23 protein-coding genes and 1 tRNA gene are annotated in these 23,366 nt (G+C 40.1%); 17 read left to right on the top strand and 7 right to left on the bottom strand.

The features are described from left to right. Positions 1–49 precede the first annotated feature (49 nt). Positions 50–409, bottom strand: coding sequence for a hypothetical protein (locus SAE01_RS11165; protein WP_147203839.1), 360 nt, complete (start codon positions 407–409; stop codon positions 50–52). Positions 410–767: 358 nt separating this feature from the next. Here SAE01_RS11165 and SAE01_RS11170 point away from each other — a divergent pair, with 358 nt between their 5' ends. After that, the gene (locus SAE01_RS11170; protein ID WP_147203840.1) at positions 768–4,436 is read left to right on the top strand and encodes an AAA family ATPase; all 3,669 of its coding nucleotides are present in this window, start codon (positions 768–770) and stop codon (positions 4,434–4,436) included. A gap of 55 nt (positions 4,437–4,491) precedes the next feature. Here the strand turns inward: SAE01_RS11170 and SAE01_RS11175 are convergent, their stop codons facing one another. Beyond that, entirely contained in the window at positions 4,492–5,103 is a 612-nt protein-coding gene (locus SAE01_RS11175) for an L-threonylcarbamoyladenylate synthase (RefSeq protein ID WP_147203841.1), read from the bottom strand. A gap of 7 nt (positions 5,104–5,110) precedes the next feature. Between SAE01_RS11175 and SAE01_RS24475 the strand changes: the two genes are divergently transcribed. The 5 genes from SAE01_RS24475 to tsf all read left to right on the top strand — a co-directional run bounded on the left by SAE01_RS24475 (position 5,111) and on the right by tsf (position 8,363). Next, the gene (locus SAE01_RS24475) at positions 5,111–5,257 is read left to right on the top strand and encodes a hypothetical protein (RefSeq protein ID WP_170234141.1); all 147 of its coding nucleotides are present in this window, start codon (positions 5,111–5,113) and stop codon (positions 5,255–5,257) included. Between the two features lie 187 nt (positions 5,258–5,444). Next, positions 5,445–5,888, top strand: a complete 444-nt coding sequence (gene rplM / locus SAE01_RS11180) for a 50S ribosomal protein L13 (RefSeq protein WP_147203842.1) — start codon at positions 5,445–5,447, stop codon at positions 5,886–5,888. 21 nt (positions 5,889–5,909) lie between these two features. Beyond that, a complete protein-coding gene (rpsI, locus tag SAE01_RS11185) occupies positions 5,910–6,299 on the top strand; it encodes a 30S ribosomal protein S9 (protein WP_147203843.1) in 390 nt (129 codons plus the stop codon). A 112-nt stretch (positions 6,300–6,411) separates the two neighbouring features. Further along, positions 6,412–7,311: a 30S ribosomal protein S2 gene (gene rpsB / locus SAE01_RS11190; RefSeq protein WP_147203844.1), complete on the top strand. Its 900-nt coding sequence runs from the start codon at positions 6,412–6,414 to the stop codon at positions 7,309–7,311. 212 nt (positions 7,312–7,523) lie between these two features. Then, positions 7,524–8,363, top strand: a complete 840-nt coding sequence (gene tsf / locus SAE01_RS11195) for a translation elongation factor Ts (RefSeq protein WP_147203845.1) — start codon at positions 7,524–7,526, stop codon at positions 8,361–8,363. 71 nt (positions 8,364–8,434) lie between these two features. On the opposite strand, the gene galK is transcribed toward tsf, so the two are convergent. Beyond that, complete coding sequence (galK, locus tag SAE01_RS11200; protein WP_218029134.1) at positions 8,435–9,589, bottom strand: galactokinase; 1,155 nt, start codon at positions 9,587–9,589, stop codon at positions 8,435–8,437. A gap of 8 nt (positions 9,590–9,597) precedes the next feature. Further along, positions 9,598–10,548 (bottom strand): aldose 1-epimerase, encoded by a 951-nt coding sequence (locus SAE01_RS11205; protein ID WP_147203847.1) that lies wholly within the window; start codon positions 10,546–10,548, stop codon positions 9,598–9,600. Between the two features lie 493 nt (positions 10,549–11,041). Here SAE01_RS11205 and SAE01_RS11210 point away from each other — a divergent pair, with 493 nt between their 5' ends. The 7 genes from SAE01_RS11210 to SAE01_RS11235 all read left to right on the top strand — a co-directional run bounded on the left by SAE01_RS11210 (position 11,042) and on the right by SAE01_RS11235 (position 18,478). After that, entirely contained in the window at positions 11,042–11,365 is a 324-nt protein-coding gene (locus tag SAE01_RS11210) for a hypothetical protein (protein ID WP_147203848.1), read from the top strand. A 118-nt stretch (positions 11,366–11,483) separates the two neighbouring features. Then, the gene (serC, locus tag SAE01_RS11215) at positions 11,484–12,551 is read left to right on the top strand and encodes a 3-phosphoserine/phosphohydroxythreonine transaminase (RefSeq protein ID WP_147203849.1); all 1,068 of its coding nucleotides are present in this window, start codon (positions 11,484–11,486) and stop codon (positions 12,549–12,551) included. 122 nt (positions 12,552–12,673) lie between these two features. Continuing rightward, positions 12,674–13,906, top strand: a complete 1,233-nt coding sequence (locus SAE01_RS11220; protein WP_147203850.1) for a DUF1015 domain-containing protein — start codon at positions 12,674–12,676, stop codon at positions 13,904–13,906. A gap of 54 nt (positions 13,907–13,960) precedes the next feature. Further along, the gene (locus tag SAE01_RS11225) at positions 13,961–14,992 is read left to right on the top strand and encodes a tetratricopeptide repeat protein (protein ID WP_147203851.1); all 1,032 of its coding nucleotides are present in this window, start codon (positions 13,961–13,963) and stop codon (positions 14,990–14,992) included. A gap of 298 nt (positions 14,993–15,290) precedes the next feature. Continuing rightward, the gene (locus SAE01_RS24480) at positions 15,291–15,431 is read left to right on the top strand and encodes a hypothetical protein (protein ID WP_170234142.1); all 141 of its coding nucleotides are present in this window, start codon (positions 15,291–15,293) and stop codon (positions 15,429–15,431) included. Beyond that, positions 15,422–17,206: an AMP-dependent synthetase/ligase gene (locus tag SAE01_RS11230; protein ID WP_147203852.1), complete on the top strand. Its 1,785-nt coding sequence runs from the start codon at positions 15,422–15,424 to the stop codon at positions 17,204–17,206. The genes SAE01_RS24480 and SAE01_RS11230 overlap by 10 nt, the downstream gene beginning before the upstream one ends. A gap of 174 nt (positions 17,207–17,380) precedes the next feature. After that, the gene (locus SAE01_RS11235; RefSeq protein ID WP_147203853.1) at positions 17,381–18,478 is read left to right on the top strand and encodes a DNA topoisomerase IB; all 1,098 of its coding nucleotides are present in this window, start codon (positions 17,381–17,383) and stop codon (positions 18,476–18,478) included. An 89-nt stretch (positions 18,479–18,567) separates the two neighbouring features. Here the strand turns inward: SAE01_RS11235 and SAE01_RS11240 are convergent, their stop codons facing one another. The 3 genes from SAE01_RS11240 to SAE01_RS11250 form a co-directional block, all read right to left on the bottom strand. After that, positions 18,568–18,921: a response regulator transcription factor gene (locus tag SAE01_RS11240; protein WP_147203854.1), complete on the bottom strand. Its 354-nt coding sequence runs from the start codon at positions 18,919–18,921 to the stop codon at positions 18,568–18,570. A 132-nt stretch (positions 18,922–19,053) separates the two neighbouring features. Beyond that, complete coding sequence (locus SAE01_RS11245) at positions 19,054–19,440, bottom strand: response regulator (RefSeq protein WP_147203855.1); 387 nt, start codon at positions 19,438–19,440, stop codon at positions 19,054–19,056. Between the two features lie 81 nt (positions 19,441–19,521). Further along, a complete protein-coding gene (locus tag SAE01_RS11250) occupies positions 19,522–20,295 on the bottom strand; it encodes a response regulator (protein WP_147203856.1) in 774 nt (257 codons plus the stop codon). A 303-nt stretch (positions 20,296–20,598) separates the two neighbouring features. Here SAE01_RS11250 and SAE01_RS11255 point away from each other — a divergent pair, with 303 nt between their 5' ends. The 4 genes from SAE01_RS11255 (at position 20,599) to SAE01_RS11270 (ending at position 23,287) form a co-directional block, all read left to right on the top strand. Next, complete coding sequence (locus tag SAE01_RS11255; protein ID WP_147203857.1) at positions 20,599–21,378, top strand: outer membrane beta-barrel protein; 780 nt, start codon at positions 20,599–20,601, stop codon at positions 21,376–21,378. A gap of 76 nt (positions 21,379–21,454) precedes the next feature. After that, positions 21,455–22,645, top strand: a complete 1,191-nt coding sequence (gene hflX / locus SAE01_RS11260; RefSeq protein ID WP_147203858.1) for a GTPase HflX — start codon at positions 21,455–21,457, stop codon at positions 22,643–22,645. Continuing rightward, on the top strand, positions 22,645–23,004 hold the full coding sequence (locus SAE01_RS11265) for a Rieske (2Fe-2S) protein (RefSeq protein ID WP_147203859.1): 360 nt from the start codon (positions 22,645–22,647) through the stop codon (positions 23,002–23,004). Before hflX ends, SAE01_RS11265 begins: the two co-directional genes overlap by 1 nt. Before the next feature lie 209 nt (positions 23,005–23,213). Further along, a tRNA-Asn gene (locus SAE01_RS11270) sits at positions 23,214–23,287 on the top strand. Positions 23,288–23,366: the final 79 nt, after the last annotated feature.

A 23,366-nucleotide genomic window follows, 5' to 3' on the forward strand; every position in this document is an offset into this window, starting at 1 on the left:
TGAATGAGTTTGGGTTTATTGCTTGATTTTCAATTTAAAATTTTGCCGCCTAATCCCTCTTGAAGAAACTTTTAATATATCGAAACAACTTTCTAAATTCATCCGACAAGTCCCCCTCGTCACCAGGTGCAGTGGGAGCATCTGCAAAACGAGAAGCCTTTATCAAAGGCTGATAGTCTTTAATCGAATTTACCTTATTACGTAGTGCAGGTTCATGATCGTCAGTACCATAAGAAATTAAAAAAATTATCTCTGGCATTTCAATTTCTATCAATTCAAGAGCTTCATCAAAATCTTCTAGGCTGTTTATTGAATAATTTTTTTTTGAAAGGTGAAACTCTAACAGTCTCATAAAATCAACGTCTCTATCCCGATATTTATTTATAATCACCGCTCTTTTATTTCCCATATAATTGCTCTTACAAGTTAAAATAGATGCGACAAAAAGCATGCGCCCTTAATGGAGGATAAATTAGAGAATTGGCTCAGGCGGGAGTTAAACTGTAAGACAACAATGGAATAGATTTTTGTTTAGACTGCAGCAATACTCTTATCAAGCTTTTGTTGCGACACCACGTTCAGGTGAAGGAAGACCATTTGGCTTTTTCCATTTTTTACTTAAAAAACACGCAAACTGTTCATTGCTTAAAACACACATCGTCACGTGACTCAACCCATTTTAAACAAGTCTTAGCCGGTTTATTGCTTTTAAATAAATTGCGTCCTTAAACCTTTGCAGCTCCAAATTTCACATTGCACCTCTTTCAATGAAGATCATTAGTATAAAGTTTTTAAACCTCAATTCCTTAAAAGGCGAACATGAGATAAGGTTCGACAAACCACCTTTTACGGAGAGTGGTTTATTTGCTATCACCGGTCCCACTGGTGCGGGCAAAACAACTATTCTCGATGCGATAACAGTAGCCTTATACGGACGTGTGCACCGTCATGACAAAGAAGCAAGTGAAAGCATGACCAGGTTTACAGGAGAGTCGCATGCGGAAGTTGAGTTCGAAGCAAACCAGGAATTGTTTAGAGCGAGATGGTCACTGAGAAGAAGTCGAAACAGGCCGGAAGGTGTTTTGCAGACTCCCAGGATGGAACTTGCCAACGCTCTTACAGGTGAAATCATCGTTGGTCATCCCCTTTCGGCCGTCCAAAGCAAGATTGTAGAACTGTGCGGGTTGGATTATAACCAGTTCTTACGGTCCGTTATGTTATCGCAGGGTGACTTTACCCGTTTTCTAAAAGCAAGTGAAAATGAGCGAAGCGAGCTGCTCGAAAAAATTACTGATACTGGCATTTACTCCGACATTTCAACCTATGTATATGAAAAGGCAAAGGAACAAAAAGTTCAACTAGATGTGCTTCGCGCCCGGATGAATGATGTGGTGCTGTTGTCAGACGAAGAGAAGAACGTGATAACCGAAACACTGCAACGCCACCAGCAAGAAGAACGAAGGCTGACACAAGTGAAACTTGATATAGAAACAAAAATAAATTGGCTACAAAAGTTAAGAGACCTAAAGAACAAACAAGCGTTTCATTCGCAGCAGCTTTCAACTTTTGCGCAACAGGCAAAAGACAATGAACATGATTTCGAACGATTGAACCAGCACGCCCGCGCTTCCAAACATACCCTGGCTTTACAAGCAATCAACCAGCATAAGAAACAACGAGAAGAGATTGAGCATAAGGTTGTCGACTTAGAAAAGCATTTGCCGGGCTACAAAGAGGAGCTTCAACAAGCTTTACTGCAATTAACAACGACAAAAGAGGAGTACGCCCGTGCACAGTTCGCCCTCCATGAAGCTGAGCCTCTTTTGCAAGCAGTCGTTATTAAAGACACAGAAATTGAAGTTGAGAAGCACTCTTTGCAGCAAACCATGAATGCGTTCAACCTGCTGCAAAATGAGGTGCGTGAAATTGAAAAATTGAAGGATGAAAAGCAACATGAGTTTGAGCTTTGCCAAATGCAATTGTCCGAGGTAGAGAAATGGCTGGAAGCAAATCAAAAAGATAGCGAACTCGAAAAAGACGTGCCCGCTTATGAACAGTTGCGGAAAGAGCTGGCTGCTGCTGATGAAGCAATTTCCAAATCTACCAGGGAGCTAAGTAAGCTGAAAGATCAACAAAAGCGGGAACAACTGTCTTTTGCAAATGCCACTGAAAAGGTTGAAAGCATCAAAAAGGCAATTAAACAACTTGAAGGTGAACAAAAAATAATTAGCCAAAAACTATCGGAAGTTATTGGTGAACAATCAGTCGAATCGCTCGAATCAAAGGCAAACGATCTGCCTGCATTGATCGCAGTATGCAAGGATCAATTGCGCTTGTCAGGAGAATACCAAAAGCACGTTGAACGCAAGCAGCAGGCGGTTCAGCAATTGAAAGATGTTACTCAGAAACATGACGCGGAAAGTCACCAGTTGCAACAGTTAGAAATTGATAAAGAGAAAGCTGAAGTAATGCTAAACGACCTTCAGCAACTGGTAGAGATCCAGGTACGCATTCAAAAATATGATGAGGACCGCCAGCAGTTAAAGTCGGAGGAACCCTGCCCGCTCTGTGGTTCAATACATCATCCTTATGTTGATAGGCATAATCACAATCACGTAAATCTTGCACAGCAAAAGCGGGATGAACACCGGGTTTACTTATCTAAAATTTCAAAAGAACATGAAAAAAAGGCGCTAGTAGTTAACACTCTTACTAATAACGTTTCTACGCTCAAAGATGAAATTGAGCTAATAAAAAAAGCGATCACAGATGTAACAAAAGCTTTCGATAGAAATAATGGTGATTTGCCAAAACCGCTAAATCTTTCTGATAGTAAAATCATAGCAGCGATAGTAGTAGCGAAAGAAAAAGACTACAAAAGTTTGCGTGATCAAGTATTGACTATAAAGACTCTCCAGCACCAACTTCAACAGTTGCAGAATCAATGCAACATCAACTTACAGGAGCAGGCAAGGTTTGAAAGTATCACGTTGCAAATAGCAGAAAGAGTAAAAGGGATAATCCGTGATATCGACCGGGAAAGGGAAAGTGTAGACGTAGGTATAGAAAGTAAAAGCAGTCTCGTTGCATCAGCCACATTGCTCTTATCAAAATATGAGATTACCTATAACACTGCAGACGATTCCAAGTACGAAGAGCATTTGAAAAATCGAATGGCCGGTTACACAACTGCCCTTGCTAACTTCCATCGTTACAAAGAAGATATAGGAAGAGTACAAGCAGAATTTATTAGCGCAAAAACAATTTATGCAGAAAAAACACTCAAACTAGAGGAACTAGGGTTAGTGGTAAAAAACGAACAGCAGAGCTTGGCAAAACTACAAGCAGAGCGGTTGAAAATCTTTGGTGAAAAGGATGCTTCTAAAGAGCGAAAAAGATTAAGCGATGAGGTACAGCAACTCATGACGCTATCTGAAAATCTTCAAAATACTTTTCATCAAAAGGAGCAAATCGTAAAGGTAAACGAAGAAAAAATTGTAGAGTGGAAAAGACAGCTTCAGGAAGTGGAGGAGAAATATTTAGTTCTTCGTAATCGGTTGACGGAAACGCTTGCTAAAGAGGATATTGCTTCAATCGAAAAACTGGAAGCGTTATTTATTCCAGTTTCAGAGGAACAAAGAATATCTGTCGTAAAGCAAAAAATTGAACAAAACGTTACTACCACCAGTAGCATCCTAAAAAGTATCGAGAGCGAATACATAGCCGAGGCTGAAAAAAATTTAACGGAAGAGAGCGAAGAAGCGCTACAAGAAACGCTTGGTACACAGCAACAATTAATCAGAGAATTAAACCAGCAACTTGGAGGTTTGCAGCACGCACTTCAGGAAGATGCGAGATTGTTAGCCAGGCACGAGGAAGTAGCTGCGCAGGTGGAAGCGCAACAAAAGGAATGCAGCCGCTGGGATAAAATATCACAACTGATTGGTTCAGCAGACGGAAAGAAGTTTAGCAAATTCGCTCAAGGGCTCACCCTGGCAAGGCTTACAGAATTAGCCAACCGTCACCTTCATAAGTTAAGCGATCGGTACAGAATTTTAAAAAGTGCGGAAAAAGATTTAGAGCTTCAAATTATAGATGCCTACCAGGCCGATGTTGTGCGACCAATGACTACGTTGTCAGGTGGCGAAAGTTTCCTCGTCAGTCTTTCACTTGCACTCGGCTTGTCTGATTTGGCAGGTAATAAAACTCAAATCAATTCTCTTTTTATAGATGAGGGTTTCGGCACCCTTGATGCCGAGACTCTGGATGTTGCTATTTCGGCGTTAGAAAATCTGCAGGCATCAGGAAAAATGATTGGAATTATTTCTCACGTAGAGGCGCTAAAAGAACGCATCGGTACACAAATAGAAGTAAGCAAACAGCCGGGAGGCTATAGCAAGATAATCGTTAAGAGCTACGGAAAAGAATACGCTTAAGCGAAATGCAGGTTACCGGTTGCAAGTAACAGCAACTGGTAGTTCGCAACCGGCGTCACTCCTCCTTCCACTCGCCCAGACCATATCTCACAACTTCATAAGGCTCATTCGTACAATCGACAATAGTAGAAGGTGTCATTCCACCTGGTCCGCCGTCTATTACAATATCAACGAGTTTTCCAAAGTTTTCGTAAATCAATTCCGGATCTGTGTATTCTTCTACCATGTCGCCTGGCAAAGATGCACTTAGTATTGGATGCCCCAACTCTTGTACTATCGTATTGGCAATCACATTATCAGGAATACGAAGACCTATTGTCTTTTTTTTGCTATGCAATATTCTTGGAACATCGCTATTGGCTGGTAATATAAATGTGTACGGTCCGGGCAGATAATTTTTTAATGTTCGATATAAAGGAGTAGAAATACTTTTGGTGTATTTGCTGAGATCACTAAGATCATGACAAACAAAGCTTAACTGTGCTTTTTCAGGATCGACATGTTTGATACGACAAATTCTTTCGACCCCTTGCTTCTTAAAAATGTCACAACCCAAACCATAAATTGTGTCTGTTGGATAAATAATTACTCCTCCATCAAGTAAACATTCTACGATCGTTTTTATTTGCCGCGTTTGCGGATTTACCGGATGAAGATGAATAAGCATGTCTCAAATGATTAAAATATTATACCATTTTCCTAAGCGCTATAAAAACAACGAATCAAAGAAACAAGAGAAGAAACCATTTTATGGCCTTCGCGTTAGACCGGCTGACACGCTTGCCACTAGTACAAGGAGTGACACAACCGGAGCAAAATAGTAGTAAAATTGCGGGTTATATAAGGACAACAAAAAATTAACAACAAAAATTTGATTGAAAACTAAGCAGTTACAAAGGTTGTATTTGAAATAGTTCCCGAAAGCTTTCTTTTTTCAAATATATGCTACTACCTTCGCCGTCCATTAAAAATTGGTGGGATAGCACCAATGAAATTAAAAATTATACAATGAGCAAACTACATTTCACAACCAAATCTGCGAACGAGGCTACCGTGCAACGTAACTGGTACGTTGTTGACGGCACTAATCAAACCGTTGGTCGCATTTGTGCTAAAATCGCAGCAGTTCTTCGTGGTAAGAACAAAGCGTACTACACTCCACACGTTGATTGTGGTGATTTCGTTGTTGTCATTAACTGTGATAAGGTTAAGTTGACCGGCAACAAGATGGATGAAAAAGAATACATGCACTACACTGGTTACCCTGGTGGCCAAAAAGTAGAGATTGCAAAAGACCTTTTAAAGCGTCGCCCTGAAGTGATCGTTGAAAGAGCTGTAAAAGGGATGCTTCCTAAAAATCGTTTAGGTCGCAAGATGTATAAAAAATTATTTGTGTACGCAGGCGACAAACATCCTCATACTGCACAGCAACCTCAACCATTAACATTTTAAAATAGGCTACAAGCATAAAAAATGGAAAAACAAAAAAATGCCGTAGGTCGTCGTAAGGAAGCTGTAACCAGAGTTTTCCTTAACAGGGGCGAAGGTAAAATCACCATAAACGATAAAGATTACAAAGATTATTTTCCGCTGGTTTACTTACAGAACCAGGTAGAACAACCTTTTAAAGTTATTGAAGGCACTGAAAAATTTGATGTAAAAATCAATGCAACCGGTGGTGGAATGAAAGGCCAGGCAGAAGCCGCAAAGCTTGGTATTGCCCGTGCTATTCTCGAAGTTAATCCTGAGTTACGTCCAACTTTAAAAGCTGCAGGTTTATTAAAGCGTGATCCAAGAAGCGTTGAGCGTAAGAAACCAGGTAAGAAGAAAGCAAGAAGAAGCTTCCAGTTCAGTAAGAGATAAAGAAAGCGACGAGCCGTTAGCTACAAGCTTCAAGCCTTTTGGTTTTTACTTGCAGCTTGCAGCTTGAGGCTTACAGCTAACAATATTTACAATATTTAATTTAATCAAAACAATGGAAAATAACACTTCACTACAACAGCAACTTCTGGAGGCCGGTGTTCACTTTGGTCACCTGAAGAAGAAGTGGAACCCAAAGATGTTGCCTTACATCTTCGCTGAGAAAAAAGGTATTCACATCATCGACCTTAACAAGACTGTAGAAGGTTTGCAGGAAGCTGCTGCCGCTATGAAAAGCATTGCTAAGAGCGGAAAGAAGATCATGTTTGTTGCTACTAAGAAACAAGCCAAAGAGATCGTGATGGAAGCTGCAAAAAAAGTAAACATGCCTTTCGTAACTGAGCGTTGGTTGGGTGGTATGCTTACCAACTTCAACACTGTTCGTAAGAGCGTGAAGAAAATGCAGAGCATCGAAAAAATGTTGAACGATGGTAGCGCTGAAAGCCTTACAAAAAAAGAGCGTTTGACTCTTACTCGTGATAAAGAAAAGATGGAAAAAGTTCTTGGTGGTATCGCTCAACTAGGTCGTGCCCCAGCTGCTTTGTTCCTTGTTGATATCGGACACGAGCACATTGCTCTTTCTGAAGCAAAGCGTTTAGGTGTAACAACTTTCGGTATGGTAGATACCAACTGCGATCCAAACAAAGTTGATTTTGCAATTCCTGCCAACGACGATGCTACTAAATCTGTTGCAATCATTACCAACTATATAGCTGCTGCTATCTCTGAAGGTCTTGCCGAAAGACAAGCTTCTAAAGATGATGATCCAGATGGAGATGTAGACAATGATGCAGAAAGAAGAGCTGCTCGTTTGCAAGCTGAGGCCGAGGCTGAGGCTTCACGTGGTGGTGGCAGAGGTCGTGGCAATACAACAGGTGGTCCTGCTGGTCCTCAAAAGCGTCGCGTTCCAGGTGGAGCTAGCCGTAGACCAAGTGGTCCCGGAGGTCCTAGATAGTTGTAAGTGGTAAGTCTTAAGTTGTAAGTAAAGAGGAAGAGTGTTTGAGCCAGCTTTAGTACTACTATTTGTTATCGTTGCGTCGCACACTTGTACTGGATATTTATTTATTCAGCTAATTATAAAACCACATAGGCACATAGACACAATTCGTGTGACTTATGTAACTATGTGGTTTTCGTTTTTAATTTTTAATTTTTAATTTTTTCAATATGTCAACTGCAACAATTACTGCGCAGGATATAAATAAGTTGCGCCAGGCAACAGGTGCCGGCATGATGGATTGCCGTAAAGCCCTTACTGAAACGAACGGAGATTTTGAAGGAGCTATTGACTGGTTGCGTAAGCAAGGTCAAAAAGTTGCTGCAAAACGTAGCGATCGTGAAGCTAAAGAAGGTGTAGTAGTTGCGAGAACTACTTTCGATAATAAAGTTGGTATAGTACTTACAATCAGTTGTGAGACTGACTTCGTAAGCAAAAATGCTGACTTCGTTGCTTTCGCTACCAGCATCGCTGATGCTGCCATCGCTAACAATGCTAAAAGTGCAGAAGAAGTAAACGAAGTAACTGTGAACGGAGCGAAAGTTTCAGACATGATCAATGACAAACTTGCTTCTATCGGAGAGAAAATTGGTGTAAGCCGTTTCGAAAGAATCGAAGCTCCTTATGTTGCTTCATATATTCACGGTGCAAACCGTATGGGGGTTTTAGTTGGTTTAAACAAAGAAGCTCCTGAAGCGGGTAAAGACATTGCTATGCAAATCGCTGCAATGAATCCGCTGGCTGTTGATCCTTCTTCAATTCCTGCTACAACTGTGGAAAGAGAAAGAGCGATCGTGACTGAGCAAATTGCATCAGATCCTAAAATGGCTGGTAAACCTGCTGAAATGATTGCAAAAATCGCCGAAGGAAAATTGAACGCCTTCTTTAAAGAAAACACTTTAGGTGCGCAGCTTTTCGTGAAAGACAGTAGCAAATCAGTTACTGAATATTTGAAAAGCGTTGACAGTGAGTTGAAAGTGCTGGACTTTAAAAGAGTAGCTCTGGGTTAAAAACGAGCACATACTATATAAAGAAAAAGGGAACGCTCGCGTTCCCTTTTTCTTTATATCTAGGTAAATCCTTATCCTCCTATTTCTTCATGCGTACCATCACTAGTAGCTACTTCATACACTTCTGCATCAATGTCAAATTCCTTTTTGTAAGCATCGGTTATTTTTTTTGCCACTTCAGCCCAATCTTTTTTATGAAGCAGGTTAATTGTACATCCGCCAAAACCTCCACCCATTAACCGGCTTCCAATAATTGACGAATGTTTTTTAGCCTCTTCAACCAAAAAATCAAGTTCCTTGCAACTTACTTCATACAGTTGGCTAAGCCCCTGGTGCGTCTCAAACATCAACTTTCCGAAAGCCTCCTGTTCATTATTTTCTAATAAAACCGCTGCTTTTTGAGTACGCTCTATTTCCTGTGTTACGTAAAGGCATCTCTTATAAACAACTTCACCAAGATCTGTCTTATGCTTTTCTACATCTTCAGCTTTTATGTCTCTAAAAGACTTAATGTTAGGTAGTAGTGATTGCAGTTTAGCAAATCCTTCCTGGCACTGCTGACGTCGCTGGTTATACTCGCCGCTTGCAAGTGAATGGTGCACTTTTGTATTAATAAGAATCAACGAATATTCTTCTAAATCCAAAGGCAGGTACTTATAATCAAGAGACATACAATCAAGAAGGATAACATTGTTTTGCTTGCCCATCAAACTCGCAAACATGTCCATGATTCCTACCTTGACTCCAGGAAAAGTATGTTCTGCTTTTTGAGCCATTGTTGCCATCGTTGTCCGCTGCAGATGAAGCTCGAAGATTTCGTTTAGAGCAAACAGCAGCCCACACTCAACAGCAGCAGATGATGACATGCCGGCACCGATAGGAACGTTGCCGCCAAATACACAGTCAAAACCGTGGATTGTTAATTCCCTTTTTTGTACCTGGTCTATTACTCCAAGCAAATAGTTTTGCCAGCCTTCAACGGGTGTGATGGTAGTTAGTGGCGTTGAGTAAGCCTCATTAAGGTCAGCGCTATAAAAGTTAGCTGTATCACTGGCGTTGGGAGCAACTGCAAACCAAATCCCTTTATCTGTTGCTGCCGGCATAACAAAACCGTCGTTATAATCAATGTGTTCGCCTATCAGGTTTATTCTTCCCGGTGAGAAAAAAAGCCTTGGTGTAGTATTGAATTTTTCAGCAAATGTTTCAACAATCTTATTTGAAGACATAATAGAGTTTATAGAGATCGGGTAATAAATTTCGTTGTAAAAGTAGCTGATTCTCCAGGCTGTAAAACTTTAAGCCCTATCCCATTATTAAATGCGTCTGGTGCACCACTAAGGTTTTCAACGGCTATACTTTTTCTATGTTCGGGGGTGTACACTTGCAGGTACGGGTAACTTTCTTCCGGGTGAAACTCAATCTGAACTTTTTTCTGAGGATGCCTGATCACACACATGGGTTGACACTCAGCGAAGTTTAAAGTGAAACAGTTGTCCAACTCATGCGGACCGAAATTTTTAATTGAACCAAATTCCTGGTAGGGGATAAGCTTGCCGGTTGGCACAAGGTCTTCGTCGAACTCCAGCATTTCCTTACTCTGAAATTCTACCTGGTAATCGTTGATACTGTCGCCTAAAGTAAAGTAGGGATGCCATCCGTCAACCATAGGTAGCAACTGTGAATCTACATTTGTTGCTGTAGTTTTTATGGTGAGAGCGTTCCCTTCTGTCAACGTATATTCTACTTCTGTCTTGAATTTAAACGGGTAACCTTCCATCTCATTTTCATACAAGAAACTCAGTTTAACAGAAGCCTTTTCGTCATTTTGCACCTGCTCAGTAATTTCAAAAGGAGCGTTGTAGATCAGCCCGTGAATTGCAGTGCCTCTTAGAGCAAACTTGCTCAGCATGTACTCGTTCTGACCAAACTTATATTTCGAATTTTTCACGCGGCAGGCAAAAGGCGAAAGTTTAGCGCTCTTGAAAAACACAGTTACTTTTTCTGTCGACTCTGCGAGGCTCGAAAAACCGTCTATGACGTTGATCACCTTCCCATGATGTTCAGAAGTGAAATTATTAAGCAGGGCTCCGAAGCTATAAATTTCAGCAAAAGTGTTGGTCGTTACATCCTTTAAAATAATTACCGAATGTTTTCCAAAAGAAGATACTGTTACTTCAAAAGCCATACGCAAAATTTTCTTGTAATAAATGTTCCTTTCTGTACTTATTAGTTTTTACGAAATAAGGCCCAATAAGATGAATAGTGTTTGGGCAAGCGGCATAGTTACTATTGAGCTTTGCTTGCGTCGCACTCGTATACGTATTTTCAATATTCTACCGTCCGGATCCCGCAAATTCCGTTAACACATTTAGTCATCAAAAACAAAACCATGTCTACCGAGTTGTGAAGCATCGTGGTTCGAAAATGATAGCGACCAAAAGTACATGTTATCTTTTTCTGGCTTTATGAAAAAAGTGCTGGAAACATTCAAAGTAGGATTTGAGCAAAACATGAAAATAGTCAAATGGAGATATGCACTTGAACGAAATGCGTCGCAACCAAAGTAAAAGAGGGAACTAATGCCGGGAACAAAAAAATGAGATTTTGAAAATGTCTCTTTAAAACATTGAAAACACCTGATTTGGCATAACATTTTAAGACGTTTTAAAAATAAGATTATGCTATACCAAGATGAAGATGACAACAGCATTTCAATAAACGCGAATAGCAGCGCCAATGCGGGAAATAGTGATACTGATGAGAACGGTGTTTTTATGGGTGACAGCAGCTTGCAAACGCCAGAGGAGTTTGAAAAAGATAAAAAACAAGACCATTCAAAGGAAGACAACCGGGTAACTGCATCCGGAGTAGATGACTTGCAATCCAACAGCGACGGTGCAGCAGGTACCGACAAGGCGGGTACCGCAGAAAGAAAACCATATGGAGATACAGAGCTTAATAAAGGACTAGAAGCACAGGCCCGTGATGAGGAGGGAGCTTGAAAACGAGGTCCGCAACGGGTTATTTCCAAACAGACATTTAGAATTGGAGCCGCAGGTAATGAAAGATATTGCTTGAACTTTTTACTGCTTTCGTTTACTTTGCACTTCAATTTTTTTTATGGTTCATAATTTTAACGCAGGCCCCAGCATACTTCCCAAAGATGTGTTGCAACAGGCAAGCGAAAGTCTCCTCAATTTTAATAACAGTGGTCTTTCTATTTTAGAAATTGGTCATCGTACAGCTTTGTTCGAAGCTGTTTTGCATGAAGCAATATCGTTGGTTAAAGAGCTGATGCAGCTTGGCTCAGATCACGAAGTATTATTTCTTCACGGTGGTGCAAGCACACAGTTTATGCAGGTTCCGTATAACCTACTTGATGAAGATCAAACGGCAGCTTATATCGATAATGGTATTTGGGGTAGCAAAGCGATAAAAGAAGCCCGGTTATTTGGAAACGTTGAGGTTGTTGCCTCTTCAAAAGATAAAAACCATACATATCTACCGAAAGAATTTACCACACCGGCAGGTGCCGTTTACCTGCATTATACAACCAATAATACAGTAGAGGGTACACAGTGGCAATCTGTTCCACAAACTGATCTTCCTTTGGTGGCAGACATGAGCAGCGATATTTTGAGTCGTCAGCTTGATTTTAACCGTCATGCTTTAATCTATGCAGGTGCACAGAAAAACATTGGCATGGCAGGAGTTAATTTATTGGTCATAAACAAAAATGTGCTTGGAAAGGTTAAAAGGAAAATACCTACAATTCTCGATTATCGAATACATATTGAAAATGGTTCAATGCTAAATACTCCGCCTGTCTTCGCTATTTATGTAAGTATGCTTACGTTAAGATGGCTGAAAAAAATGGGCGGCGTTGCTGCTATCGAAAAATTAAATAATCAAAAAGCAGATCTCTTTTATTCTACTCTTGATAGTCTTCCAATGTTTAAAGGCCCTGTAGCCAAAGAAGACCGGAGTAAAATGAATGCAGTATTTGTAATGGAAGATATTTCTCTCGAAAAGCAATTCCTCGATGTCGCTAAACAGGAAAACTTGTACGGTATTAAAGGCCACCGTTCCGTTGGTGGTTTCAGAGCCTCATTTTATAACGCATTACCTCTAAGCAGTGTAGAAGTACTGGTGCAGGTAATGAAAGACTTCGCTAACAAAGTAGGGTAATCGAAAGCGATACCACTTGTCGGTTTACCTGTTACCAGCTTCAATTGGGTAACTGTTGACAAGCAACCGGAGACACCTAACACATAACATTTCTTATCTTGCGTTCATAATTTTTTTAATTAATGGCAAAAATTCTACCCTTTAAAGCGCTTAGACCCGCGGCAGAACTGGCTCCTAAAGTTGCCTCGCGACCGTACGACGTCCTAAACAGCAAGGAAGCAAAAGTTGAAGCACAAGGCAACTCTTATTCATTCTTACATATTACCAAAAGTGAAATAGACCTTCCTGAAAGTGTAGACATACATAGCAAAGAAGTATATGAAAAGGCAAAGCAAAATCTGCAGGCTTTCATTCAGCGAAATGTACTTTTCAGAGAAAGCAAACCCTGTTACTACATCTACGAATTAATAATGAATGGACGTAGTCAAACAGGTCTTGTTTGTGCAAGTGCTATAGACGATTACGAAAGTGATATCATTAAAAAGCATGAATTTACAAGACCCGAAAAAGAAGAAGACAGGATTAATCACATCAAAACCACTGGGGCACAAACAGGAAATGTATTTCTTGCTTACAGAAACGTTGAAGCTATCGACAACCTCTTAAACCAATGGAAAAGAGACCGGAACGCAGTGTATACCTTTAAAGCAGATGATGGCATCCAACATTCAATTTGGGTTATCAACGATTCAGCTTCTATAAGTCACATTACATCTCTTTTTGAAGAAGAAGTGCCAAATACATACATAGCTGACGGCCACCATAGGGCCGCTTCTGCTGCAAAAGTTCGGGCATCTCTTAACGGTAATGCAGGTGATGAAGCAAATTATTTTTTAACGACTCTCTTTCCCGCAAGCCAGTTGCAGATAATGGACTATAACCGTGTTGTTAAGGATTTGAATAATCTGTCTGCCAATGAGTTTCTGCAGAAGGTTGGTGTGGATTTTGACATAGAGAAAACCGGAGAAAATGAAGTGAAACCTTCTGCTCTCCACCAGTTTGGATTGTACTTAGATAAAAACTGGTACTCTCTAACTGCGAAGGAAGGAACATTTAGTAACGATCCGATTGGAGTATTAGATGTAACTATTCTTTCAAATAATATTCTCGATAAAATCTTAGGTATTAAAGATCAGCGTACCGACAAAAGAATAGATTTTATTGGGGGAATTAGAGGTTTGGGTGAGCTGGTTCAAAAAGTAGACTCTGGTGAAGCGGCTGTAGCTTTTAGTTTGTACCCTGTAAGCATTCAACAGTTGTTTGATATAGCGGATAGTGGAAATGTGATGCCGCCTAAAAGCACCTGGTTCGAACCTAAGTTAAGGGACGGGTTATTGACCCACCTGATAAATTAAAAATTTCATGGGAGGCGACAAAAGTTCGTCTCTCTTTGTTTAGAAGAAGATTTTATGAAAAAAATTCTGTGTGCACTGTTCCTTTTTACTGCGTCATTTACTTATGCCCAATCAGAACAGGACATTGACAAACTTCATGAAACTGCGCAAACTTTTTTGCGGCAGGGTGACCATGAAAATGCTATCCTGGTACTAACAAAGGCTCAGCAAATGCAGCCGAATAATTTGCAGATCAACAAAGACTTGCTTTTTGCTTACTATGTAAAAAGAGATTTTGCTAAGGCGATGGAAATCGGACGACCCCTTGTTGCAAGAGCAGATGCCGATGTACAGAGTTTTCAAATGCTTGGGCTCACTTTCAAGTCTGTTGCTGAAGACAAAGAGGCCGAAAAGTTATACAAAACCGGCTTGACAAAGTTTCCAAATGAAGGGATATTGTATAGTGAGTACGGAGATTTGATTGCCAACAAAGAACCTGAGAGAGCACAAAAGTTATGGGAGAAAGGTATAGAAGTAGACCCTAACCATAGCAGTAATTATTTTTTCTTGTCCAGGCAGTATTCTCAAAAAGGTGATATCGTTTGGTCGATTCTGTATGCAGAAATGTTTTTAAACATGGAGAGCTTTACAGCCAGAAGCACGGAGATGAAGAACCTGTTGCTTGATCAATACAAAAAGTTTTTTATCGTTGGCTATAAGCCACCCGTAGATCCTGACCCGAAAAAGAAGAAGAAACCTACCATCCTGTTTCCATCTGCAGTGGCTGAAACTTTGAATATGCAGCAGGCACAAGTGGCTTATGGAGTAACGCCTGAAACGCTTACAGTAATCAGAACAAGATTTATACTTGACTGGTATAATAAATATGCGTCGACATTTCCTTTTAAATTGTTCGAGCACCAAAGACAGCTTCTGCAGGAAGGTATGTTTGAGGCATATAATTTCTGGCTGTTCGGGCCTGCAGCGAATTTGAAAACGTATCAAACGTGGCAACAGTTTCACCAGGCTGAGCTGAACTCTTTTCTTGCCTTTATCAGAAGCAAAGTTTTCAAAATTCCTGAAGGTCAGCAGTACCATCCCATGTAATTCTTTGTTGTAGTAGTTAACGGGCATTGTTCGTTTTTCCAACTTTCGTTGCGTCGCACTCTTGTACATGAGAATCGACAAGCAGCACGATGCACTCATACAAATACAAACTACTTAATCCGCGTTATCGAAGATCCATACCTCATCAGCTCGGAGGTATGAAACATTTAAATACCTTTTTTTAATTGTTCCAATATTGCTTATTTTAATTCCTAAAAAGCATCCGCATCCGGCGAGGCATTCGATCGACCTTCCTATTAAATGCAAGTGAAAAAGCGCCTTTCCATAAGAGAGATGAGTGATGCGAGTAAGGAAAAGAGGTCTTAAATTGCTTACTGCCGACTTCGCCATCAAGGCAAAAGTGTGCGACGCAACAATGCAGGGAGCAGTGATGTGGCCCGGCCCAAAAGAAAAATCTAACGACTGTATATGGAATTAAAACGACTGTTTGACTGCCTGGATTACCAGTTATCAAAATTTCCAAAAGAGGACATGTTCGCCGCAAAGGTTAACGGTACCTGGAAACGGCATAGTACAAAAGAGGTACAGGAAACCGTAAATGCCCTAAGTGCCGGCCTTTTGAAAAAAGGAATCAGCGGAAATGATATGACAGTGGAAGGGGCGGACAAAGTGGCTATCATTAGTAGCAACAGACCGGAGTGGATTTTTACCGATCTTGCTGTTCAGCAAATTGGCGCCATTCTCGTGCCTGTTTATCCCACCACAAATCCCCTTGAGTTAGAATTTATTTTTAGAGACGCAGCGATAAAAATGATTTTTGTAAGTAGTAAAGAACTGCTCGAAAAGATTTTGATTGTAGCAGAAAAGGTGCCTTCACTAAAAAACATTTATACGTTTGACGAAGTGGCTGGGGCTGAAAACTGGAAAAGCGTACTCGAGTATGAGCCTACGTTTTTACAGAAGGTTGATGAGCTAAAGACAACCATTTCACCCAAGCAGGTTGCTACAATTATTTATACCTCCGGTACCACGGGCACGCCAAAAGGTGTAATGCTTAGCCACGAGAATATTTATACCAATGTAAAATTTAGCCGGGAAAGCTTTCCGTTCCCAGATGCGCCCCAGCAGAAGGTTTTAAGCTTTTTACCATTGAATCACATTTTTGAGAAAATGGCTACATACATTTTTACGTTTAGCGGTATCAGTATTTATTATGCAGAAAGTTTAGAAACCATTGCTGATAATTTACGCGAAATAAAACCTGACGGGTTTACTACTGTCCCGCGGTTGCTTGAGAAGGTTTTTGAAAAGATCATGTCGAAAGGCAACGACTTAACAGGCATAAAGCGCAAGCTCTTTTTCTGGGCCGTTGGCCTGGCAGAAAAATATGATAACCATACGGGCGGGGGTGTTTGGTACAACACCCAATTGGCTCTTGCAAACAAGCTCATATTTAATAAGTGGAGAGAAGCGCTTGGTGGAAATATTTCTTTTGTAGTAACAGGTGGTGCTGCCTGCCAGGTTAAACTGCTGAGGATATTTACAGCAGCGCAAATACGTGTGTATGAAGGTTACGGCCCAACCGAAAATAGCCCTGTGATAAGTGTAAACAGGAAAATTCCAAAGACAGATACAAAGTTTGGAACAGTAGGTCCGCCAATAAAAGGCATTGAAGTAAAACTTGCGGAAGACGGGGAGATACTAGTGAAGGGTCCGACAGTAATGGTTGGCTACTACAAGCGGCCTGACCTAACTGACGAGGTGATAATAGATGGCTGGCTTCACACGGGCGATATTGGAGTTTGGGACTCTGACAGATTTCTAAAAATTACAGACCGGAAGAAAGAACTGTTTAAAACAAGCGGTGGTAAATATGTTGCGCCTCAACCCATTGAGAACAAACTGAAGGAAAGCTCGTACGTAGAACAAGTAATGGTGGTGGGATCGGGCTACAAATTTGTTGGCGCCCTCATTGTACCGTCATTTACGATGCTTCGCGAATGGATGAGAGATAACAATATTCCCTTCACAACTAATGAGGCAGCTCTTAAAGATCCCCGGGTAATAGAACTGTTCAATGGCCTCGTCGATAGTTTCAATAAATATTTCAATCACGTTGAGCAGATCAAGAAGTTTGAATTGCTGCCAAATGAATGGGGAATCGAAACGGGCGAAATGACTCCGAAAATGAGCCTTAAAAGAAAAGTAGTCTTAGAAAAGTACAAAGCCGCAGTAGAGAAAATTTACAGTTAAAGGAAGAAAACGTGTTCTAATCAGTCCCTCCATAAGCAGTGGTAAAGGTATTTGTAGAGACCCTTCCTCAAAATCTTAAACAAAGATTTGGTTGCTTTTTCTTTAAACATTTATTCTTCAACTACTTGTACTTAGGTACGATTTTTCGAACTTTTTATGCAGGAGAAATAAATTATGCCTGCAACAGTACTTGCTGATCCGATTGCCTCAATTCCTAAAAGAAGAATGCGGTCATTATTAAAAGACCCGGTAAAAACCGCCGAAGCGGTGAACCTGGTTTATATGAGCGACACGAAGCCAGGGATTTCCAGGGTCAAAGTGGAGAATGGGTTTGAGTATTATTATCAAGGAAAGAAGGTAACAGACGATGAGACGCTACTAAGAATAAAGCATCTTGTTATTCCTCCCGCCTGGGAGCAAGTCTGGATTTGTCCTTTGGAAAACGGCCACTTGCAGGTAACTGGAGTAGACACTAAAAACCGTAAGCAATACAAGTATCACGCTTCCTGGAATGCATTAAGAAATCATACAAAGTTCTATCGCTTGTACCAGTTTGGCACCGTCATTCCTTCGTTAAGGTTACAGATGGAGAAAGATTTGTCACTTCCGGGTTTGCCCCTGCCGAAGGTGCTTGCAACGGTGGTAAGTGTTATGGAAAGAACAAACATCAGGGTTGGAAATTGCACGTACGAAAAGGCGAACGGTTCTTATGGAATTACTACAATGAAGGACCAGCATGTGAAGGTTCAGGGAGCAAGCATTAAGTTTTCTTTTAAAGGCAAAAAAGGCGTTTATCACGACATTGACATTAAAAGTAAAAAGCTGGCGAGCATTGTAAAGAAATGCCAGGACATTCCGGGTAAAGAATTGTTTCAGTACTACGACGAAAACGGCCAAAGGCGCGATATCGACTCGGGGATGGTGAATGACTATATCAAAGGGTTAACGAATGGTAATTTTACAGCAAAAGATTTGCGAACCTGGTCCGGTACTGTACAGGCACTTTTAGCGTTTAAAGAACTCGGACTTAGTGATACGCAGACTCAGACAAAACGCAACATTGTACAAGCTTTGGATATGGTGTCGAAAGCATTAGGTAATACCCGAACTGTTTGCAAAAAATATTATGTTCATCCGCTAATTATTGGTTTGTACGAAACCAAGAGCATAGAAAAATACCTTAGAGATTTAGATAAGATTGAAGAGGATGACGACAAATCAGGCTTGACTAAGGAAGAAAAAATCCTGATGAACATTCTTAAATCGAATTAGTTTTTGGAGCAAACTGGAGGTTAATAATCATCTGTTGTTGTGTCACTCCCTTAGTCTACATCTTTTCAGGCAACTTTTCTTAAAACCGTTTATGCGACTTGTGTTCGTGTTAAAATACTAATTCGTAGCGCCAGCTCAGATAACGAAACGGGTAGCGATACGTAGTCATCAGCCCCTTTGTCAAATGCACGCTGAAGTTCGGTTTCCTTGCCGTTTGCACTAATAACTATTACGGGTACATTTTTTTTCTTTGCTTCCACTACATATGAGAAGCCTTCACCATTGCTGATGTCAGTAATAACAATATTGGGATTAACCTGGTTTATAACAGAGAAGGCGTGGGAGGTATCTTCAGAAACAACAAGGTCGAAACCTTTTGACTGCATAGTCAATTGCAGGGCTGTTGCCAGGAATGGGTGCTCCTGAACGAAAAGAACTTTCATTAGAAAGGGTTTTTATATAGGATTGGAAATTGGATAAGTAACTATCTTCGAAATGGTTACCCCCTATTAAACTAAAAAGACTTCCCTTTATTGTATGGAAGTCTTTTTGGGTTGCTTAAAAAGTCTTTAGCACTATTTACTCTTCTTCGTTTGCCCTGGAGGTATTTTTAAAAGCCGCTTTACTCTTACAGCTAGTTCAGTTGGGTTAAAAGGTTTGGTGATAAAATCATCTGCTCCTAATTGAAACGCTTCCATAACTGTATCTTCCTGACCCAGTCCCGATAAAACAATAATGGGTATTTTTTTATTTTCATTTGACTTCACAATACTTATCAGTTCCAGCCCTGAAGTATACGGCATCAATATATCAGTTATAATAAGGTCGGGAACAATTGTCTCAAGAGATTTTAGCGCTTGCCTACCGTCTTGTGTACCTATGACTTCAAAACCCTCATTTCTTAGTTTAGCTTCTATTGCCATCAACATAAGTGGTTCATCTTCCGCTACTAAAATTTTCATATAAGTATTAATTGTTCCGATCCGTAATTTGTGTGGCAAAGTACTAAGTACAACAAAAAGCTTAACAAGCTGTTGTTAAAGTCAACTACAAGTTAAAACGAATTTTTTTGCAAGAACTGCTTCTGCAATCAAAAAAGAGCTTGTTATTTTTTGAACTAATGCTGGTAGTGAGTCCAGGTTTATTTTATTTTTTGCACTTGTTTCAATAGCCAATACTGCATCAAACATTTCGCTTACTTTAATAACCGATAGTGTTGATTTAGCATAGTGCGCAGCCTGGTATAGACCTTCCCAATTCTCATCGGCCAAACATTGCTCGATCTTTTTAAGTGTAACGGGCATATTCTCCAGAAAGGTTTGCACCATTATGGTAATGTACGCTTCATCTTCACCTGATATATCATACAACATAGTGAGATCAACGGATATATTTTCACTGACAAGAATATGAGGATTGGAACTTATTTCTGATGGCACTGATAAAACTTTTTGAATTACGTTACTTAGGTTTTCTATTGTAAAAGGCTTTGCAACAAAGTTATTCATTCCACATTCATAACACTTTTCATCTTCACCATTCAGCCCAAAAGCCGTCATAGCAATAATAGGAACGCTGCTTTGAAGTTGATTTCTGATATACATTGTTGCATCATAACCGTCCATGAGAGGCATCTGTATATCCATTAGTATCAGGTCATATTTATTCTTCTTAAATTTCTCTATTGCCTCAGCACCATCACCTGCAATGTCTGCGGTTGCACCTAATTTTAATAGCGTATGTTTTACAACCATTTGATTTATGGCATTGTCTTCAGCTACCAACACACTTTTGTTCAATAAAATATTGTCACTCATAATTGCTTTTGTAAAGGCGGGCCGGCCAAAAATACTCCCCAAGCACACTAAACGCTAAATAAGAGATATAATTTTACTTTCCGAATTATTTTCCATGCTAAGTTTTTAATAAGAATGGTACAGCTAGAGATTGCTCTGCAACAACAAGAATAGACTCAAAGAAGACGAACATCATCCATTTCTTTTGACTTTATTTTAACCAATTAAATGTCAACGATTCAGTTATTTTTGCCACGCTTTAACAAGTGCTGTGCGGAATGACAAATACATGTGCACCAAAACATTATCAATAGAACAACCCTTATGAAGAAATTTTTCTTTACGGCTATTTGCATTATCTGCCTGCAAAACGTTTATTCTCAAACAACTTCCAAAACCGATAGTAACATCGTTGCGCCTGTACAACCGGTACCTGTTGAAACCCCAAAAAGAAACTGGAAGAAGATTGACTTAAGCAATCGGTCTAATGATCATTTTATGGTTCAATATGGCTTCGATAACTGGACGGGTACAAACGACAGTACGAAGCCAAGCGGATTTTCACGTTTCTTCAATGCTTATATAATGCTTGATAAACCATTTAAGACTAATCCTAAAATGAGCGTTGGCTTAGGCGTGGGTATCGGAAGCAGCAACATGTTTTTTCATAACAGGTATATAGATGTTAAGTCGACTTCGAATGCTTTACCGTTTAGAAAAGTAGACTCAGTAAATCATTTCAAAAAATTCAAGCTTACAACTGTCTTCCTTGAAGCGCCTGTTGAACTGAGGTATTCTTCAGACCCTGAAAACAGCAACTCGTCTTTCAAAGTTGCATTAGGGGTAAAGGTAGGAACCATGTTAGCAGCATATACAAAAGGAAAAACGCTGCAAGACAAAAACGGAAATACAGTTAACCCTTACATACAGAAGGAGAGCAGTAAAAAATTTTTTAATACTACGCGATTAGCTGCTACCGCTAGAATAGGGTATGGCATCTTTAGTCTCTACGGAGCCTACCAGATTACATCTTTTTTAAAAGATGCTGCCGGACCAACGGGAATAAGACCTTATTCACTGGGTATTGCACTTAGTGGCCTGTAATTTGGAACACCTTTTTTGGCAGCCATCGGTACTATGCCGATGGCTTTTTTTTTACCTTTAAGAAAATTATATCATTTTGATTGATAAGAGTAATAAGATCGAGCAAGAGCAAAAAGCAGTGTTGGTAGGCTTGGTTAATAAAGACCAGTCCGAAGCAGAGGTAAAAGAGTATTTGAATGAATTAGCATTTCTTGCTGAAACTGCTGGCGCTGTTGCAGTAAAAACCTTTTATCAAAAGCTTCCCCGGCCTGATAGCAAAACCTTTGTGGGAAAAGGGAAGCTCGAGGAAATAAAAGATTACGTGTGGGAAAAAGAAATTCAGCTTGCCATTTTTGATGATGAATTAACAGGTTCACAAATCTCTAATATCCAAAAAGAGCTTGAAATAAAGGTGATAGATCGCAGTGACCTCATTCTTGACATTTTTGCGAGTCGTGCGCGAACCGCCCAGGCAAAAGTGCAGGTTGAGTTGGCGCAGTATCAATATATCCTGCCGCGGTTGCGCGGTATGTGGAGTCACCTTGAAAGACAGGGAGGCGGTATCGGTTCAAGAGGCCCGGGTGAAACGGAAATTGAAACTGACCGCCGTATTGTAAAAGATAAAATAAGCCTTCTTCGCAAAAGACTCGCAGAGATAGACAAGCAGTCATTTACTCAAAGAAAAGATCGAGGAGAATTTATTCGCGTTGCATTGGTAGGTTATACCAACGTTGGCAAAAGCACCATCATGAACCTTTTGAGTAAAAGCGAGGTTTTTGCGGAGAACAAATTATTTGCAACACTTGACACTACCACACGTAAAGTAGTTTTTGAGAACACGCCTTTCCTTCTGAGTGATACGGTCGGTTTCATTAGAAAGCTTCCTCATCATCTTGTAGAAAGTTTTAAAAGTACTTTAGATGAGGTAAGGGAGGCAGATATATTGCTACATGTTGTTGATATCTCCCACCAACAATACGAGGACCAAATAGGGGTGGTAAATAAAACGCTACAGGATTTGAAGGCTTTCGAAAAACCTATTCTTACCATTTTTAACAAGATGGATCTCTACGAAAAGCAAACATTTGATGAGTGGCTCGAAGATGATGTGAAACAGGAAATCTTGCAAGACCTCAAACAGAGATGGCAAAACATTACCCGCGGAAACTGCGTATTTGTTTCCGCATTGGAAAGAAAGAATATTGACGATTTGAGACAAACCATCTTGAATAAAGTTAGGGAAATGTACCAGATCCGTTATCCTTACAAATCTGAATATTTCTTTTAATGTCTTTAAAAAATGTAAAGTGGTTTAAGGTAGCTGATAACAAAAACGAACTACAGTGGCAGGATAACAACATGCTTATTGCAGAAGTAGGAGGCAGAAAGATAACTTTGGCGATAATCAAGGATGAGGTGTTTGCCTACGCGCACAAATGCCCTCATGCGAGTGGCGTTCTCGCTGACGGATTTATCGACGCAACCGGTAATATCGTTTGTCCTCTCCATCGGTATAAGTTTAATCCCACAAATGGAAGGAACGTAAGCGGAGAAGGCTATTACTTAAAAGTATATGCAATAGAAGAACGGGAGGCTGGAATATTTGTAGGGTTTGAAGAAACTAATTGGATAAGCATTTTTAAATAAGGAAATTCGGTTAATACCGAACTTGCGTTTGGGGTAGGCGTTACCATAAACAATTCAACCTACATCTATTAATAGAACTCTCATAGCAACTTGTAACAGCACTCTTGTAATGAAGTTAAAAACGAAGCAAATGTTTCCAAAAAAAATTTTGCTGATATACATTATACCCTATTTTTGCAACCCCAATTCACCCATTGAAAAGGGAAAATTCCTCCTTAGCTCAGTTGGTTAGAGCATCTGACTGTTAATCAGAGGGTCTCAGGTTCAAGTCCTGAAGGGGGAGCTTAAGATCAAGCACTTAGAGAAGTAAAACTCTAGGTGCTTTTTATTTAAAGTTCTTTCCCTCAAAGATTACGAGGGTA

The organism is Segetibacter aerophilus, assembly GCF_007991655.1.
Classification (GTDB): Bacteria; Bacteroidota; Bacteroidia; order Chitinophagales; family Chitinophagaceae; genus Segetibacter; species Segetibacter aerophilus.